This is a genomic window from Noviherbaspirillum cavernae, assembly GCF_003590875.1.
Taxonomy (GTDB): domain Bacteria; phylum Pseudomonadota; class Gammaproteobacteria; order Burkholderiales; family Burkholderiaceae_D; genus Noviherbaspirillum; species Noviherbaspirillum cavernae.
Map to the genome: position 1 here is coordinate 545,620 of NZ_QYUN01000003.1, position 17,740 is coordinate 563,359.

Genomic DNA, 17,740 nt, shown 5'->3' on the forward strand with positions numbered 1-17,740 from the left:
CAAGTTAGCAACACACTATCGAACCGCACGCGTCATCGACGCAAGTTCATGCTGGATGCCGAAGAAGCCGGCGACCAGCCATCCAATCACGATTGCCAGCGTGACAATCGCAAAACCGTTGAGCACCTTCATCTGTATGCTGATCTGCTCGGTGCCTTCCGCGATCCATTCGTCGGCGAGAATCTTGAGCGCCTCGGCGAAGCCCTTGTATTCCGCGTACACGCACAGGTCGTCGATCACTTCCTTCGACGGGAAGCCGTAGCCCGCGTTGCGCAGCGCTTCGCCGCAGTTCAGGCCGGATTTCACGCCGAGCAGCGCGCCGTCGAGACGTTCGCGCAGCCACGGGTCGGCCATGTTGGACAGGCGCGCCAGCGATTTTTCCACCGTGATGCCGGCGAATTGCAGCGCCGAGAACGCCATCAGAAAGCCGCTGCCGATCACCAGCCGGTAGACCGAGTACGGCGCGATCTTGTCGAAGTGGACGCGCAGATTGCCGCGCCATTGCGGCATCGATACCAGCACTCCGATCACGATCGCGATCAAGGCGACGACGAAATACAGCATCCAGTTCTGCACGAACAGCGACATGACGTAGAGCGACTTTGCCGCGCCCTTCCATTGGGAGGGATCGACCATACGCGAGAACTGCGGGATCACGCGCGTGCCGAAGATGTAGATGTAGACGATGATGAGCGAGAACACCGCCGCCGGATAAGTGATGCCGCTGATGATGATGCTCTTGATCTTCTTCTCGGCCTGCACCACGTCGACCACGGCGGTCAGCGTGACTTCGAGGCGGCCGGACTGCTCGCCGGCCATGATGATCATCTGTTCGGTGCGCGGGATCCACCATTCGAGCGCCTCGGACAGGAGGCGGCCGTTCTGCACCATGCGGCGGCAATCGTCGAGCACGATCGCCATCGGCTCGTTGGGCTTCTTGCCCTCGTACGATGCGCGGTCGCGCAACTCTTCCAGAATCTTCAGGAGCGGCAGGCCGTTCGACAGCATCTTCGCGATCTTGCGGTACAGCCGCAGCCGCGCCGAGTCGTTGAACTGTGTCTTGGCCCACCAGCGATTGACGTCAATCCGCATGCACTGCCTCGTCGCTGCCGTTGCGCGCGCCGGCCTTCGTGCCGATCGTCAGGTGTCCGACCATCTTCTCCGCCATGCGCGGATCGAGCACGCCGGCGGCCACTTTTTCAAGCGCGTGGTCGAGGATGGTCTTGCCGCCGAGTTCGGTCAGCCAGTACTGCACCGCCGCCGTCTTTTCGCCGGCGCGGATGTATTTGAAGAATTGTTCGTCGGGAAGAATCACTTCCGCGATCACGCTGCGGCCGGTCGTGCCCTGGTTGCGGCAATGCTCGCAGCCGGAGCCGGCAATGCACACACCGTTGATGTCGCCGCCCAGCGCCTGCTTCACGCGTCCAAGCACGGCTTCAGGCAATTCATGCTGATGCTCGGCAAGCGGCTTCTTGCAGTGCGAGCACAGCACCTTGACCAGGCGCTGGCTGATCAGGCCGGTGATGACCGTGTGGTCAGCCAGCAGATTCACCGGCAGGCCGAGGTCGGCCAGACGGTCGATGATCGCCGCCGCGCTGTTGGCGTGCACGGTGGTCCACACCTGGTGGCCGGTCATCGAGGCACGCAGCGCGTTCTGCGCCGATGCGCGGTCGCGCATTTCGCCGATCATGATGGTGTCGGGGTCCAGCCGCATGGCATTGGAGATCGCCGCCGAGAACAGGCGCGAACGCTCCTCTTCATTGTGGGCATTGGTGACGGAAGTCTGCACCGCGCCCTCGATCGGATACTCGACCGGGTCTTCCACGGTGATGACATGCATCTTGCCTTCGGCTTCAAGAATCTCGCCCGACAGCACGCGCTGCAGCGTGGTCGATTTGCCGGAGCCGGTCGGACCGCTGATGATGTTCATGCCGATCGGCTGTTCCTTCAGGTGCTGCAGCATGTCGGCGTGCGCGTCGGTGAAGCCGAGCGGGCGCAGGTCGATGTTGTCGCCGGCGTCGTTGTACAGCAGACGCATCACCATCACCGCGCCTTCGCTGGTGGGCGCGGTCGCGATCCGCACGCCGTACAGCTGCGACGGCAGCTTGTCGCGGTCGGCGATGCTGGCATCCTGCCGTTCGGTCGGCTTGTAGGAGTTGTCCGACACCGAGGTCATCGCGCCGTACAGCGTGGCCATCAGCCTTTCTCCATACTCACGCGTCTGGCTGATGACCTTGACCAGATCGTTGTGAATGCGGAAGTAGATATCGGTGGAGGTCTTCTTTTCGCGGATATGGATGTCGGATGCGCGCGCGCGGCAGGCCTTGGTCAGCAGCTCCTTGGCGGTGACCTGCATCATCGTGTGTTCGTGGTGCCGGCCGGCGGCGTCGGACATGCCGGACTGGCTCATGCGGGTGACGGTTTCGATGTTGGTGAAGACGGCGCGGTACGGGCGCTTCATCTTTTCCAGGCGGGCGCGGTACGACAGCACGTGCGGGTTGAGTTCCTGGCCTTCGGCGATCAGCAGCCGCCCGTCGGACAGCAGGCAGAGCATCTTCCTTTCCTCGTCGCTGGCGGTAAACGCGCCGGTCTTGCTGAGGACATGCGCGGTGCTGAACTCGATCTCGATCTCGGAGGCGTATGCGGCACCCGGATCCTGCGGCTTGTCGAGAGGCTTTTCGGCAGGCCTGACGTTCGCTTTCTCGAGAAATTTCTCGATGGATGCGTTCATTTTGCGACTCCCCTCGGCGACATCAGCGGCAGCGGCGGCGGCAGGCTCACGCCTGCGTTCGGATAGCTCGGATTGAATGCGGTCGGCGTGCTCGAATAGGCAGCCAGGCGGGTGCGCTTCTTCTTGCCGCTCTGGACGATGACTTCGCTCTGGCTGATCGAGACGACGCGCATGCCGTTGGCGAGCACGTCGCCGGCCTGCGCATCGACGATGGTGCCGTTGCCCATTTGCAGCGTCGCGAACATCTTGCGGCCGATGCCTTCGATCGAGCGGATCACCGGATCGCCAGCGACGGAAGGCTGCGTCAATTGATCGTGCACGACCTGCTTGGCGGCGATGTCATTCTGCTTGGCGATGATGCTTGCCTGCACGTCGAGCTGCTTTTCGCGCGCCTTCAGCACCAGCGTTTCCGCTTCGATGCGGGTCAGGCTGTCCGATGCCGATTCGGCAAAAGCGCTGCCCGCGCATGCGAGGCCGGCAACCAGGATGAACGCTCCGAATTTGACTTGGCAGAACTTACTTTGCATACACCACTCCTTCAATTGACCATGCGCCACCGCGGTAGATCAGTTTGTCGATACGCATGCCGGGCTGACCCAGGATCGTTGCCACTTCCACCAGCGGGATGCCGCCGGCGCTCAAGGTGAACGGGAACGTCTGCCAGTCGGGCATCGGCATCTCGTTGTTCGCGCCACCCACCAAGCCCTGCGGCGGCGGTGGCGGGGGCGGTTGCTCCTTCCTGATGCGGGGCGACAGGTTCAACCGTTGCAATCTGGAAATGAGTGGCTCGAGCGCCGTCTTTTGTTCCAGCAGCGCCTCATCTTTTCCGGGAGGCAGCGTCAGCGCCACGGAATACGTGGCCTTGTCGCCGCCGATGTCGATCACGGCATTGGGCACCTGGGCCCGCAGAAAATCGATGTTCGAGCCTTGGCGCGACCAGGTATAGCTGGCTTGGCCGCCGGCGCACACGTAGTCGTCGAGCGCCCACCCGCCTGCCGTGATGTGCGAGAACCGGCCGAGGCAGGCTTGCACCATCTCCTGCGGCGCGGGTTTCGAGGCCCATGGATGCGGCAGGGCCGAGGGTGCCGCATTGCCCAGCATCTTCTGGCGCGCCGCTGCGATCGCGCGGTCGCGCGCTTCTTCCTCTTTCTGCTTCTGGACCTTCTGCCAGTACATCGCGCCGGAGGCGGCGACGAGGATGAGGACAGAGGCGGCAGCGGCTGCCAGCGGCCAGGAAATCTGTCTCGCGACCGGCTGCAGCCCCCACCACTTGTGCGCGCGCAGCTGTCCGTTGCTCTTGCGCGGCAGCACGTCCTCGAGACGCTTGGCATTGAAATTGTGGAAACCGTACTCTTCCAGCTCGGCATCGCCGATCACGACGTTCCAGCCGCCCAGGCCGTAATCGCCGTGCAGGCGTTCCAGCACCTCGTCCTTCGTGCCGGCGAAGTCGCCGTTCGGCAGGAAGTTGGCATCGCGCACCGCGAAGTACGCCCACATGCCGTCGGGCAGCTTGAAGGCAGCCAGCCAGTTGTGCGCGGACTGCTTCTCGCCGTCGTAGTACGCGCCTTCCATCGCCATCGACTTGGAGACGGCGGCGGCGAGCGAGAACATCTTCTTCCTCGCGCCGTCGCGGGCCTGCGCAAACCCGGCTTGCGCCGTCGTGTGGTCGCGGCGCAGCACCATCAGGTCGAAGTCGATGCGCTTCGCCAGATCCGCCGCTTCCTTCGCCAGCTCGCGCGGGCGGGACAGCGATTGCCAGAAGAGGCCGCAGACGAATCGGTGCTTCCCTATTTGGAGAATGTGAATTGCCATGGCCGCTTGCGTCTGTCAGTTGCTCATGGTGGTCGGCGTGATCAGGATCACGATCACTTCCTTCGACGAATTCGCCTTGTAGCCGCCACCCAGCACGAAATTCTTCGGATGGCCGACGCCTTGCTGGTCGAGATTGTCATCGGTCTGCTCGAAGCCGCTGATGATGAGCGTCTCATTCGACTTCATCGCCACCCGCTGCAGGAAGTTGCGCGTATCCAACGACGGCGTCTCGATCTTGCTGCCGTTGCTTTCGACCGAACGGATCTCGCGCAGCGACGAGATGTCGGTCGAGAACTGCAGCATCACGGTGCCGTTCGTCAGCACGTGCGGCAGGATGCTCATGTTGAAGCCCGAAGTCACCGTGCCCGGCGTGAGCGTCGTGGTGGCGCCGACCAGCGCGGTGATCGTGGTCTGCGACGACGCGAGATAGCTGGTCTGCTTGGCGACCTGCACCGGCACCGGCTGGTTGTTGAGCGTCACCACCGACGCCGTGGTCTGACGCCGCACCTTGCCCTGCTGCGACAGCGCATCGATCACGACGGAGCTGCCCGCCAATCTGCTGGTCGAGGTGGCCAGCACGCCCGCCGAGAAACCGACGCTGCGCGGATCGCGCGCCACGACATTCTTGATGCCGTACTTGTTGTTCAGGGTGGAATACACCAGATCCCAGTTGATGCCGTACTCGTCCGTGTCACTCAGATTCACCGACAGCACGGTGACGTTGATCACCACCTGACGCGAGAGCGCCTTGTTCTCGTTCTCGATGAAGCTTGCGATGCGGTCCAGCGTGTCAGGCGTATCGACCACCGTCATGCTGCCGGTGGCGGGCGACGCCACGACCTTGCCGTAGGACGAGAGCATGGCCGTCACCGCCTTCTCGATGCCGGTGTACACCGACAGGCGCGAGGTCACGTTGGTGTTCTGGCTGTTGCTCGCGGTGACGCCATTGCTGCCGCCACCACCACCGCCGCCTGTGCCACCCGCGCCGCCCGTCACGCCGCCGGTCGAGGTCGCACCGCTGTTGACGTTGGCGGTGAAGGTGGAATCGCCGGGAATGGCATTGATCTGGAAGGTGCGCGAGTCGGTATGGAAGAACTGGATCGTGCCGTCCACGTATTTCCAGTAGACGCCGAAGCGCGCCGCAGCCGTATCGAGCAAGCCCTTGAAGTTGCCGTTCGCGTAGGTGATGCGGACCGGTCCGCCCTGCCTCGTCGCGCCGAGCGGACTGCCGGTCGGCAAAGGCGCAGTCGCCGCCACGGACGGCCCGGCGCCACCGGCCGGTGCGGCGGCCGACGCCTGCGCCGCGCCGCTGGAAATATTCTGCGCATCCGGCGTGACCTTGGTCGGGATGCCGGCGCGCAGCGTGATGCGTTCGGCCAGCTCCGACAGCGAATTCACGCTGCGGTCGAAGGTCGCCGGTTCATAGAAAATCGGCGGCAACGTCGGCTGCCCCACCTTGACGACATTCTTGCCCAGCCAGATGCCGCTCTCGCGCACCACGTTCGGGCTGCTCTTGCCGATGACGCCGGGCGCGGTACGGCCCACATCGCTGACGAGGGGCGACACCTTCGCATCGGCTTGTGTAACATTGCCGCTGATTCGCTCCGCGAGGCCGCTGCATCCAGCCAGCATGACGAGAAGACCGGCTGACGCTGCATGTTTGATCACCATTATTCGACTCCCTTGGCGACGATGCGCAACACCTTGTTGCCATCATAGAAAATCGCCTTCATCGGGATTTCGGCGCTGTCCATGCTCCTGGTCACGGTCGCAACCGCTTCCTCGAACGTGCCCGGCACCGTGGTGCGCGCCTCCACCGCATAATCGACCGGCAGTTCCCACACCAGCTGCCAGCCGGCTTGTGCGGCCCAGCGCGCCAGCGCGGCATTCAGGGTCTTGTCGGCGGGGACGATGTCCCAGGCGGGCGTGGGCTTGGGCGCTTCGACCTGCGACGCCGCAGGCACGGGCCTGGCCGGGGCGGCGGGCTTGGCAGCCGGCGTGGCCGCCAGCTGCGTCGCGGCAGCGCTGCTCTTGGCGCGCTCGGCGTTCAACTGTTCGGAGGGCGAGAGCCTGGCCAGCTGGATCGGCGCGGATACCGGCAATTGCGATGGCATCGCCACGGGCAGCGGCGCGCTGGCGGGCTTGGCCTGCACCAGGAGATCGCCTTCCTCGTCGCATTCTTCGCCCTTCAAGACAGGGTTGATGAGCGCCAGATCGAGCTTCAGATTCATGCCGGGAATCGGCTCCGCGGCATGCGCCGCCACCGACACACAGCAGGCGACCGCGCCGATCACTTGCATGGTCAGACCGGTCATCGACCGAAACTTGATTTTTGAATCCATCACTCCCCTCCCCTTCACACGCCCCGCCGCATTCGAATCGGCATCGGCATCTTGCGAGCATCGACGCGCTTCGTTGCTTGGCGGCGCATCCACGATCTCTTTTGCGTTAATAAAAATTGCCGGCAGCGCGACATGCAAACCTGCGTCATGTGCAACTGCCTGACTCCCTGAACACTTCGGGAAGATCCGCCACGACTGCATGGATGCGAGAGAAATCGAAAGAATTTCCGCCCTCAGGCATCACGCTGCACACGCGGAGCAGACATCCCATGTGTGGCGGCGTGAACCGAATAGTTCGCTGTCACCAGCACGATACGAATAGACATTTCTGTAATGCAATAATTGCATTTGACCATTACTTAATGCTTTCAGGCAACACTCGCTTCAATAAAAAAATTGCTTGACGAAAAGATGCAACAACGCCTTTGTTCATGCGGGTTTGCGGGCACTTAACCGATGGTTTTAAATACAAACATACAATTGGTTATAAACACGCACATGATCAAACCCGCCCCGCCGATCTGCGGCGTGCGTGAACAGACTTTTTCCGCGACCGCGGGATGCCATGGCAAGCGGCACAGGGACTGGATCGTTTTATGAATGGAACAAAAAGGAGGAGGAAATGCACCGCCGAAAACCGGCTGAACAGCGCGGCGAGGACGCGGCCAGGCACACCCGAACCCGGCGCATCAGCCTTGTTCGTTCATGCCTGATTCTTGTGGGGGAGGGAGAGTGCGCGGCCCGCATCCAATCGAACGGGCCGCGCGGGAGTGGCGCTTACCGCATGCTGTTCAGCATATCGTGCAGTTCGAGCCGGTTGTAGGCGGCGCGCATCGCATCCTTCGGGCCGATCGCCTTCTTCGCCACCAGCTGCGCCAGCACCTCGTTGAGGTTGCGCGACATGTTGTCTTCCTTGCGCTTCATGAAATCGGCCATCAGGTGCATCTTGGACGGATCGACGATGAAGGGCGCGACCTGCTGGTTGTTGTTGAAGATCATTTCGCTGGCCAGCACGAATTCATCGCCCGACTCGGTCGGCAACAGGCTCTGGTAGATCACGCCGATCAGCGAATGCGCCAGCGTCGCCGCCCGCTGCGTGCGCTGCTCGGCCGAGAAGAAGCCCAGCAGCTTGGTGATCGCGCTCATCGCACTGTTGGTATGCATGGTCGCCAGCACCAGATGGCCCGACTCGCCCGCGTGCAGCACCGTGTCGGCGGTGTCGAAGTCGCGGATCTCGCCCACCATCAGGATGTCGGGCTTCTGGCGCAAGGCCTCGCGCAAGCCGGTGGAAAAGCTCGCGGTATCGGTCGGCACCTCTTTCTGCGAAATGATCGATTGCCGGCGCTGCAGCTGGTATTCGATCGGCTCCTCGATGGTGACGATGTGCGCGCTGCGGTTGGCATTGAGATAATCCAGCATCGAGGCGATGGTCGTCGTCTTGCCGGAGCCGGTCGGCCCGGTCACGAGGATGATGCCCTTGTTCGCCTCCAGCATCGTCTTGACGTAGGTCGGCAGCCCGGTCTTTTCCAGCGCGATCGGCTGCAGCGGCAGGCGGCGGATCGAGATCGTCACCTTCTCGCCGCACGACATGCGGTACACGTTGCAGCGCAGCCGGCACTCGGTCAGCACGAAGGGACGGTCGATCGCGCTGTCGACGATCTTGTCTTCCCAATCCTGGTCGATGCCCTTCAAGACCGGCAGCATGTCTTCCAGCGTCACCGGCTCATGCCCGATCTGCTGCCAGCCGCGCGGGGTCTTGATCATCAGCGGCGCGTCCTGCTCGACATGGATGTCGGAAAAAGTCTGGCCGGAATTGACCAGCGAAATGATTTCGTACAGCAGATCGCGCGATACGGAAAAGTCGTTGCTCATGAGTCCCCTTGCGTGGAAGAGTTGGCTTCTCAAAGTCGGCGGCCGGCCGGAATCGCCATCTGGAATCGATTCCACCGGCGATCACGAAGGCTTCCCGCCGCGACGCCGCCATTTGTTGCTTTAAAGAAGTATAGCCCGACTGTTCCAACGGTAGAACAGCTTTTACAGCGTTGCAAGATGAACAATGTCTGGATAAGGGGATGGTGTAGCAGGCCGCGCCGCCACGCGGCGCCTGTTGCGGCGAGGATGAAGTGGCGGGCTGCCGGCTATCGCTTCTGATGCGCGTCCGTGTTGCGCAAGGCTGCGTACTGCTGATCGTATTGAACCAGGCATTGCGCCATCACGAACTGCTCGTCGGATTGAAACAGGCTTTTCTCGAGCCGTGCCACTTCCGAGCACTTCTTGCCGAGCGTGGCATCGGCGCGTCCGAACTGGACCACGGGTTCCGCTTCCTTTTGCAGCGAACGGAGATAACCCGCCGTGCCGCACAGCAGGATGAACACCGCTATCGCACCCGCACCGAGTAATTGATACGGTTCGCGCTTGAGCGTCTGCAGCGTGCGCGCGACGCTGCCGGCACCCGCCTCGCCCGCCTGCCGCGCAAACAGCGAGCCGGTGGCCCAGGAAAACAAGGATGAAAACACCGTGCCGACAATAAGGATAGCGGCAACCGCAAAGATCAAAATCCCATGTCGCGCGATCAAATCCGATGAGAACGTAGACAATACCAGGGCAGCAATCAGGTCCACACCCACCCAGAAAGACACAAGCATGGTCTTGAGAAAAAAAGTTGTCGCCTCATGCGGCGAATAGAGTCCGAATCCCTTACGCATCGTTTCCGTCCCAATAACAGCTTCCCAATAAACATTCAAATACAGCCTGCATCATCGCCGGACGCACCTCTATGCCGGCCTTGCCATGAGTAACGCGGCATTGCATTTGGTTCCGAAGCAGAAAATACCTCGCCGGCGACGCGTGCTATTGCACGCCGCAGGCCCCCCGGTACTTCGAACACCTCGCATTACATTCACCTGCCATCCCGGCAGAGGAAAATAACTGCGCATTCTCCATCTAAAAAGCGACTTCCGGTGGCGGATCGGCCAAGCAGTGAATACGCCACCGAAAATCACAACGTCTTGAGGCGAGACTATGTATGAGAAGGACCCACGCCTGCTGCTTGAGACCTTTCTTCGACTTCTCTCAAAAAGCTTGCTTCATCAATAAAAGGCGTCGTGTCTATTTGGGTATTGACGCGGTTCCGCAACGCATTTTTTACATCCTCCGCTAGTTGATCCACTGTATGGCGCAGATCGGCTCTACCGATGTTTCCCTTGGCAGCGATCAAACTATCCCACAGCGGTGCGAGTTGGTCCTGGGACTCAATGGAGGTTCTGCTTTCCAATTGCTTCATCAGCTCGTTGATCCTTTGTTCCAGGTGTTTATTCGTCACATGGTCGCCAGGCTTCCCGCTGCCACGTTGGTAACTTTGCAAGGCAAATCCTCCGCTCAACGCATTTATCACGCCTTTTACGACCTGATTCTTTCTTTCCTTGCCAGGCACAACATTCATTGCCGGGCCAGGATCGTCAACTCTTACAGAAATAGTCTTGCCGGATTCCGGTTTCCAGGGGAAGTGCGGATCCTGAGGTGCACGTACATTCCTCAGTGTGTCCGGATGATTCGGCTTCCCACGTGGGTTTTCATTTGCGCGAGTCGGTTCAGTCCCGTTATTTATGTCATCAACTGGTATCGGCGTGCGAGACCCAAGAAATGAAAGGTCCTCTTGCGTTCCTCTCAGATAGTCTTGAAGTGCCTGTTCCAGATCTGTTTGACGCGCGGTGCGCTGCGGTTGCGTCTTGTCTTTCGACATCGCTGCAAGGATGAGTTCAAGGGGAGCATGCTGCGACGTGTACTGGAGAACTTTCAAGTCGCCCGATCTCGCCTCTGCCGGTGTGAGGTTATCCGTTCCCCATACAATGGGGGTGGCATCCTGTATGCCCTTATTTTTCGCGTCACGGAGTTTCAGAAACAGACCGGGATAATTTCCTGGTAATACCATGCCAAACTCTTCACCGTCTCCCAAATCGGCACCTGGTTTTATCACGCCCTGATCGATGTACTTGTGCAACTGATTGAGAATGGCAGGCACTTCGAGCTTCGCTTGCAGCTCCCCCAATGTGGCGTGATATGTGCGCACGGCCTTTTTCTGCGCCGCACGCATGAGTGCCATATCCAGCAAGCTTTCGTCGCTTGTAACTCCTTGCAGGAGATGTGTTTCAAAAAAGCGTTCGCCTCCGTGCATGAACATGAAACCGTCATTGGAGAGTCGGTCAGCCGTCTTGATGAGCCGTCCGATTTCCCTGATATCCGCGTTATCGCTCTCCGCGAAAAACTCGGCCATCCCCCAATTTATCGCTCGCGCCGATGCAGTCAGCCAGGATGAGTCAGTAGTAACACGCAGCGATTTGCAGTTTTCGCGAAAGTCGTTGAATGCCTTGTGCAGCTCCGTGGCACGGCTTGAATCTTTGTAATTGTGCGCCTGGATAGATGCCCCCATCAAATGCGCGGCTTGGAGATGATGTTCATGGACAACCTCTTGCGGAAAGTCCGGATCCTTTTTTCTTGTGAGCGCCTTATCCACCTGCTTCGCATAAGCAACAATATTGGCAATCGTAGTGGCTTCTTTCAGGGTCCCGTCTCCTTTCCGATTCTCCATCTTATCGGTAGCTGCATCATTGGGAAGAGCGTCCGCGTGGAATACGATACGGGTTTTGGTACGGATGCCATCGAGCGACTTCCCGTCGTGTTTGTGTTGTTTCAGCGCCAGCTTGATACCTTCTTGCGCATGCCTGAAAATTGTCGTCTGCACAAGAGCGGAACCTTCGATGAAGGCCTGTTGAATTGCTTTCTTTCCGTTTGCAGCATGGCCGAGCATCGCTTGCGGCACTGCCGGCTTGTATCCAGTGATTTCTCCGAAATCAACACCAATATGTTTTCTTCCCGCGCTTAGCTGGGACGTGGCAACATTTTTGGCGAACTGGCGCGCAATATGGGCTACCTCATTCAAACGATTTGGGTCTACTGGAGTTCCTGTGCAGCAAACACGAAATAACTCGCGTTCACCTTCCGGTAGCGCGTTGAATGCTTCGATATGTGTAAGGTCATGACTGTAGAACTCAGCTCTGACATTTGTGTCGTCATAGTAGGCAAATCGGGTGTGATCGTTTAGCGATGCGGGATCTCTAGCGTGCGGCCCTTGCTCCACCAGCTGATGGGGAATCGGCATCGAATCAGATCCATCCACACTGAACTTCTTGTACATCGGGACATGCCACGCAAGCGGAGTGAATTTGCTGTGTTCGCCAAAGTTGTCATAAGGGTTCATATGGTTGTGATGGTCAACCCTGTTACCGACTATCCGTGTCGGTGGCTGCGCCGGCTTTTTCATGCTGAGGACAATCGCCGCACTCTCCCGGTAAGCCGCCTTGGCGCGGAGCGCCGGATCCTCATGCATTGCTGCAGCTTCATTGGCGCGGTTCAAATGGCCGGCAATCTTGCCGACGAGGGATGACGACGGCAGTTTTCGCTGCCCGTCGCCAAAGAAAAATTTTCTGTACTCCGAGCTTTTCAAGTAATCAGGAAAATGCTTGCCAAGCGCCTGCAGAAGGTTGACAGCATCCTTGCTGGCTTCCGTGCTGTTCGGATGCTTGGCCAATTTTCCGATTATCTCGGCGAGCGTTTCGCTCACCAGAATGTTTAAATCATGCCTGACAGGCATCCCGCCGTTTTCGCGTGCCAGCATGGTTTCGGCATAGCGTTGAATGGTTTTCAGATAGCCGGTGGACTCAGCATCCAGCGGCTTCTTCGCGATTTGCTTGCCAACATCTGCAGCGAAGTCCCGGAGTGCGGCGATCTCGTTTTTATTCAGCGGCGTATCTTTGGCGATCGAATTCGCAGCGTCGTTTCTTTCTGGATCAATGTGGTCGCAACATGAAGGATTTTGGTCATTTGGGACCAAATAGGTCGGATGCGACCCATTGCCAAATGGCCGTAACAGTTCCAGCCGATTCAGTTGCGCTTCCAGTTCAGTCACTACGTCAGCAGTGACAGCTTGTGCGTTCGGAGCAGGTTTGCCCTCCAGCTGAATCGCAGGAATGGGCTGATGTCTGCCAATAACGAAGTTCACCATATCGTTTTCCCTATATCAAGAGCGTCTAAAGTTACGCTGAACAAACCACTGATTTTGAATTCGCATCGAATCGTTACGAGTGAATTCATCGATCGATGCGATCAGCCTGTTTTTCACGTACTTGCGGGCGGTTCACCGGGCGGTTCCACCTGCTTTGGCCCATTATTGGCGGCCTGCGCCATCAACCGATGACGCGCCAGGTAAATGTCCGCCAAGGCCAGTGCCGTGAAGGTACGCATTCGGCTTCTCCCGCCCATGCTGCATGCGCGGCAGCGGGTGCTTGTCATGCACGTTGCCCTACGTTGCACATTCAAAGATGACTGCGCTGCCCTGTCGAAAGTAAGTGACACGAAGATGTAACCTGGTTCCATCTCGCCAGGATTCCGGTCACATTTTTGTCATCAAGTGGAACCCGTCGGATGGATGGAGCCATCCACATGGGTCAATGCAGGCCATGGCGCATCGACTCGCGTCCGCCGGGAGTCCCGCATCAGTTCGCCATTGGGCGGATGGCGGTCCCGGGACGGCTGGCGCTACAGCACTTGCCGACCTTGCATTGCTTGATCTTCCTGTGAAGGTGATGGGTCGGTTCGGTCGCCAGGTCGGATGCGCGGCGGATCGATTCGGCATCGTTATTCCGGAATGGGCCGCCAGTCGATCGCTCGGTTCATCCGGCAAAGGTGCAGGTGCCCTCGGATCCCCACCCCTCGTCGCCTGCACCCGCATGGTCGATGCGGGCACATAGCGATACCGGCGCATCAGGTGAAGTCATGGATGTTCGTAAACGTCGCCTTGTTAATCCTGTGGTTCTGCACCACATAGTTCAAGCCCGGCGTAGTCGTCTTCGACTGAGTGTTGACGTCAATCATGAAGCAGTATTCCCACGAATTGTCATCACGCAGAATCTTGTCAATGCGCTTCTGACACTGCGTGGCAGCCTTGGCATCTCCTGCCACATCCGCCCCATGCTTGAGGCCCTTGTAGTAGTTGACGGCGTCGACCACCTCTTTCTTCGGTTCAAGGTAAACCTGGTAGGACCTGGACAGCTTGGGGTCATCCTGCTGCTGCTTGATGAACTGCTTCAGCTTCTCGTACTCGCCTTTCAAGGCCGTTTCCCGCGCCGTGAAATGCTCTTCATGCGCTTCGATCGAATTGGCATTTGTCGGGCCACCCGCGCCGTATCGCGAGCCCGCATATTTTTTTGCCTTGTCCACGGCGATGCGATCGAGTTCGCCCACGACGCGCGCCAGAATCTGGGCTGCATTGGCATACGTCTCGGTTCGGAAAGTCCTTTGCGAGAACTCGCCATCCTCTTCGATATGCGTGTCTCGCTGAGTGACGCTGGTCCTGTACATATCGGCGCTCAAGAGACCCAGGTCGATACCCGACAACGCCATGTCGCCCTCCACCGTGTCCGAAAACGCGTGATGATCGAGCAAGCCACCTATGCCAGGGCCGGAGATGCCCAGGTTGAGCTTGAATGCGGTGGTTTTGCTGCTTTTTTCCACGTGCAAAGAGCCGCCTTGTTCACCCCACGTCTGATTGCTCCGCTTCAGTTCCGCCATCTGGCTGAGGCCGGCCACCACACCGCGAATTCCCTCGAAGGACACGCCCGCGCCCTGGGTGCTCGTGTTGGCAATGCTGTGGGTACCGTCCGTGACCCCCAACCAGCTTACCGACACGTCATCCCATTCCTGCAATACGCGTTTCAGGATGCTCGCCCGGTCATTAGCAGAGGCAGGATCGCACCAGCCGGCACCGTCCGCGCCGTCGCTGGTCGGATTCATGATCTTCGTGGTCAAACGACCCAGTTTCGCGTTGTTGGCAACATCGCCTCCCACACCGGTGTAGAGACGACGGAACCGGATGGCGACTCCTCGCTGCTTCTGATGTTCATACGCATAGTTGGCCTCGTCGCCGACGGCGGCCCCTATTGTCGTTCCTTCGCTCAGCTTCTTGCTCACCTTGCCGGGGCCGATTGATGTCCCGCCGCCGACCTGCCCGCGTTGGTTGGTTTGCGTTGCAATGATGAGTTCATTGCCTGCTGTCCCGGTGCCGACCTCGAACACTGCAACACGCGCACGCGACCCGCGCAGGTCAACCTTCCCGCGCAAGGTGCCAAGAGTCAGAATGCCGGTGAGCGCCTCCGTCAGGCCTCCGGTCTTTGCACCGGTCAGGCCGCCGTTCTCAAACTTGAATCTCGACCCCAGTTCCTGGTTCTTGATCGCGGTCCGGAATCGTTCCGCCACTTGCGCCGAGGTTTGGGTGCCAAGCTTCGGCGTCTCGGCGTTGACGAGAGTGGAATTGACGACGCGGTCGATCGCGGCGCCAAACGCTTGCCAATCGGGAGCGCCTGCGGCCGGCGCTGCGGGAGGCGCTTCTGGTACTGCCAGCGCCGTTGCGGCATCCACGTTGGCCGGCCCGCCGAATTCCGAAGCAATCTCCATCAGGCGTTGCGGCAGATAGCCCTTGTTCTCCAAATTCAACAGGATTTCCAGCTGTTCCAGTCTTGTGGCATCCAGGCCGCCGTTCTGGACCCCGGGGTGCGCATTCGGGGAGGCCAAATGATCATAGACGCGCTTCCTGACCGCCTTCAGTTCGATGGGGGTCAATGCATCGCCATCCTTGAAGCGCGGCAACATCGTCGTCGAAGCCTCCGTTTGCTCCAGTATCGCCAGCCGCACCAGGTTTCTCAACGCATGCATTTCCGGTTGGGTTGCCGGATTGGCCGGGTCGGGGACGATGCCCGTGAGCAAGGCGGAAGGGACTCCCGCCGTCATTCCTCCGCTCTGAAGCAGGGCCCTCTTCACGTTGCCGATCAGGACCTCCTTGACGAGCCGACCCTCCTTGATCCCGCCCATCTGCTCGGAGTTCTTGAAACCGATGGCCGAATCGCCGTTGCCGAGATCGTTGTAGGCGTCCAGCGGATTCTTGCCTTTTTGCGGCAAGAGGTACTTTTTGGCAAATTTCTTGAAGCGGCTGGCCGGCGGAGTGGTGGCGCTTTCCACGAAGCCTGTCAACTTGTTCATGCGTCCGTTGATCAAGGCGAAGGCTGTGGGCTTGCCCTTCTCATCCTCCGCGGCATCGGTGTAAATGCCGTTGCGGATGGCGCCGATGGCCCAGGTATTGCCGTTTTTCCGGTCGTTGTGGAGGGCGAACTCGCTCGCGGATCTTGTTGCATCGACGGCGTGCGCATGCGAAAGGTCGAGATGATCCTTCAGCGCAAGCAAACCCTTGTCCAGCAGCGAAAGCGCGCCCGGCACCTCGGCACCATTCCGCCCCCAAAAGCCCTCCGGGGGGGCCGTTCCAGGCGTTGCTGCGGTTTGCGCACGCGCCACCAATTCCGCATAGACGCTGCTGGGCGCATATTGCCCCGCTCCCTTCGCTTTCGTTTTCTCTCTTTCGCGCGTGGCATCGAGATAGACGTGCAGCATCGCATCGTCATGTCGCGAGACACTTGCATGCGAGCCGGCCGGCGCACCTTCAGCGCGCGCCAGCTTCTTCAACAGCTTGAATCCCACGCCATCGCGGCCGAGCACCTGGGCGAGGTGCCATGCGTTTTCGATGTCGGCCTGGTCGAACCGGGCGCTGGCGTGGGGCGCGACGCTCCCGGCCTGTCCATAGCCTTCGGGAAGAGAGATTCGGTCCGCCCTCCCGTTGAGCGCCGCCGGCGTGCAATTGTCAGGCTGACGGATGCTCCCGAGCAGGTCGATGTTTTGCAGGCAGGCCAACGCCCGTGCCGCGTCGTCGGTGCCATTGGGCAGATGTCTGCTAACACTGCCCAGCGCCTGCGCAAGCAGCACCATTTCCGCACCCTCAAGGCCGGCGGGGACATCGTGTCTCGTCGCATGCATCGCCAGTCGATTCTTGGCCTGGCATAGCACTGCCTCCAGGCGATTCTTTTTATCGGCGCCCTGCAGGTCAGGGAAATACCTGTCGTTCAGGATATCCACGGCGTAACGATCCGGATCGAACGCGCTGGTGAAGTCCTTGCTTTTGGCGCTGCCCAGCTTGACTTGCATCGCGGCGCTGCCGCCGTGGTACTTGCCGGGCGCGGGCGCGACCTTGTTCTTGAAAAACAGGTATTTCCTGGAAGTCGGCAATGCGGGATCCGCATCCTTTGCTCCGACCTGGGTCTTGTTCTTGACCTCGGGCGTCGTCGTGGTTGATCCGAACACCGGGACCGGAGAATGGGTGGTCGCGCTCGGACCGATTCCGTGCCGGGTGAAAAAGTTCTTCATTTCGTATTCCTCATCTCTTGTTCTCGTTTGACCAAACGCGCTCGTCGACAGCATGTGGCGAATCTTCTCGCGCGCCTTCATCGCGAAGGCGAACATCGCGGCGCATCGGAAGCGTTGTATCAATGTGTGGCGATGCGGGCGCATCGGTTCCACAAGGAAGCAGGGAGAAATGAAATGAGAAACGAGATGCAACCCGCCATCCGTGGCGACAGCGGCACGGGCGACACGCGGAATCCTTGCAAGCGGACTCAACGGCCGTGCGCCGAGGGATGCCGACCGCAGCGGCGTGAGCAGATGGTTCTCCGGGCTCCGTACCGGTTCCGGGTCAACGTGGCTCGTCAAGCGCAGTCCTCGCCTGCAGCGATAGTGCGACGCTGGCGCCGGCCGTTGTTCCGGCATTCATGAGCATTTTCGTCGCCAGCAGCCGCTACCGGATATCACTCTCCTTCGCCGGAATTGGGACAGCGAACGCACCACACTCACACATGTATCGAGATTCCCGGGATGCCGGGACTGGAAGATGACTCCCTGGTCGCGCGTGCGATGGTTGTCG

The 17,740-nt window shown here is 59.9% G+C and carries 10 protein-coding genes; all 10 read right to left on the reverse strand.

The window, feature by feature from the left end; genetic code table 11:
• Window positions 1–15 precede the first annotated feature (15 nt).
• On the reverse strand, window positions 16–1,092 hold the full coding sequence (locus D3870_RS20990; protein WP_119742995.1) for a type II secretion system F family protein: 1,077 nt from the start codon (window positions 1,090–1,092) through the stop codon (window positions 16–18).
• Entirely contained in the window at window positions 1,082–2,731 is a 1,650-nt protein-coding gene (locus tag D3870_RS20995) for a GspE/PulE family protein (protein WP_119742996.1), read from the reverse strand. Before D3870_RS20995 ends, D3870_RS20990 begins: the two co-directional genes overlap by 11 nt.
• Window positions 2,728–3,258, reverse strand: a complete 531-nt coding sequence (pilP, locus tag D3870_RS21000) for a type IV pilus biogenesis protein PilP (RefSeq protein WP_119742997.1) — start codon at window positions 3,256–3,258, stop codon at window positions 2,728–2,730. Before pilP ends, D3870_RS20995 begins: the two co-directional genes overlap by 4 nt.
• The gene (gene pilO2, locus D3870_RS21005; RefSeq protein WP_119742998.1) at window positions 3,248–4,543 is read right to left on the reverse strand and encodes a type 4b pilus protein PilO2; all 1,296 of its coding nucleotides are present in this window, start codon (window positions 4,541–4,543) and stop codon (window positions 3,248–3,250) included. The genes pilP and pilO2 overlap by 11 nt, the downstream gene beginning before the upstream one ends.
• A gap of 15 nt (window positions 4,544–4,558) precedes the next feature.
• The gene (gene pilN, locus D3870_RS21010; RefSeq protein ID WP_119742999.1) at window positions 4,559–6,214 is read right to left on the reverse strand and encodes a PilN family type IVB pilus formation outer membrane protein; all 1,656 of its coding nucleotides are present in this window, start codon (window positions 6,212–6,214) and stop codon (window positions 4,559–4,561) included.
• The gene (locus D3870_RS22975; RefSeq protein ID WP_242490130.1) at window positions 6,214–6,885 is read right to left on the reverse strand and encodes a toxin co-regulated pilus biosynthesis Q family protein; all 672 of its coding nucleotides are present in this window, start codon (window positions 6,883–6,885) and stop codon (window positions 6,214–6,216) included. Before D3870_RS22975 ends, pilN begins: the two co-directional genes overlap by 1 nt.
• A 777-nt stretch (window positions 6,886–7,662) precedes the next feature.
• A complete protein-coding gene (locus tag D3870_RS21020; protein WP_119743000.1) occupies window positions 7,663–8,757 on the reverse strand; it encodes a type IV pilus twitching motility protein PilT in 1,095 nt (364 codons plus the stop codon).
• 266 nt (window positions 8,758–9,023) lie between these two features.
• Complete coding sequence (locus D3870_RS21025; protein WP_119743001.1) at window positions 9,024–9,590, reverse strand: hypothetical protein; 567 nt, start codon at window positions 9,588–9,590, stop codon at window positions 9,024–9,026.
• 314 nt (window positions 9,591–9,904) lie between these two features.
• Window positions 9,905–12,946, reverse strand: coding sequence for a hypothetical protein (locus D3870_RS21030; protein ID WP_119743002.1), 3,042 nt, complete (start codon window positions 12,944–12,946; stop codon window positions 9,905–9,907).
• Between the two features lie 758 nt (window positions 12,947–13,704).
• The gene (locus D3870_RS21035; protein WP_147375911.1) at window positions 13,705–17,529 is read right to left on the reverse strand and encodes a hypothetical protein; all 3,825 of its coding nucleotides are present in this window, start codon (window positions 17,527–17,529) and stop codon (window positions 13,705–13,707) included.
• Window positions 17,530–17,740 lie beyond the last annotated feature (211 nt).

What these genes read in the sequence shown, in the direction of transcription:
- D3870_RS20995 (WP_119742996.1), bottom strand. Translation starts at nt 2,731, where the DNA reads ATGAACGCATCCATCGAGAAATTTCTCGAGAAAGCGAACGTCAGGCCT.
- pilP (WP_119742997.1), bottom strand. Translation starts at nt 3,258, where the DNA reads ATGCAAAGTAAGTTCTGCCAAGTCAAATTCGGAGCGTTCATCCTGGTT.
- pilN (WP_119742999.1), bottom strand. Translation starts at nt 6,214, where the DNA reads ATGGTGATCAAACATGCAGCGTCAGCCGGTCTTCTCGTCATGCTGGCT.
- D3870_RS21020 (WP_119743000.1), bottom strand. Translation starts at nt 8,757, where the DNA reads ATGAGCAACGACTTTTCCGTATCGCGCGATCTGCTGTACGAAATCATT.
- D3870_RS22975 (WP_242490130.1), bottom strand. Translation starts at nt 6,885, where the DNA reads ATGGATTCAAAAATCAAGTTTCGGTCGATGACCGGTCTGACCATGCAA.
- pilO2 (WP_119742998.1), bottom strand. Translation starts at nt 4,543, where the DNA reads ATGGCAATTCACATTCTCCAAATAGGGAAGCACCGATTCGTCTGCGGC.
- D3870_RS21030 (WP_119743002.1), bottom strand. Translation starts at nt 12,946, where the DNA reads ATGGTGAACTTCGTTATTGGCAGACATCAGCCCATTCCTGCGATTCAG.
- D3870_RS20990 (WP_119742995.1), bottom strand. Translation starts at nt 1,092, where the DNA reads ATGCGGATTGACGTCAATCGCTGGTGGGCCAAGACACAGTTCAACGAC.
- D3870_RS21025 (WP_119743001.1), bottom strand. Translation starts at nt 9,590, where the DNA reads ATGCGTAAGGGATTCGGACTCTATTCGCCGCATGAGGCGACAACTTTT.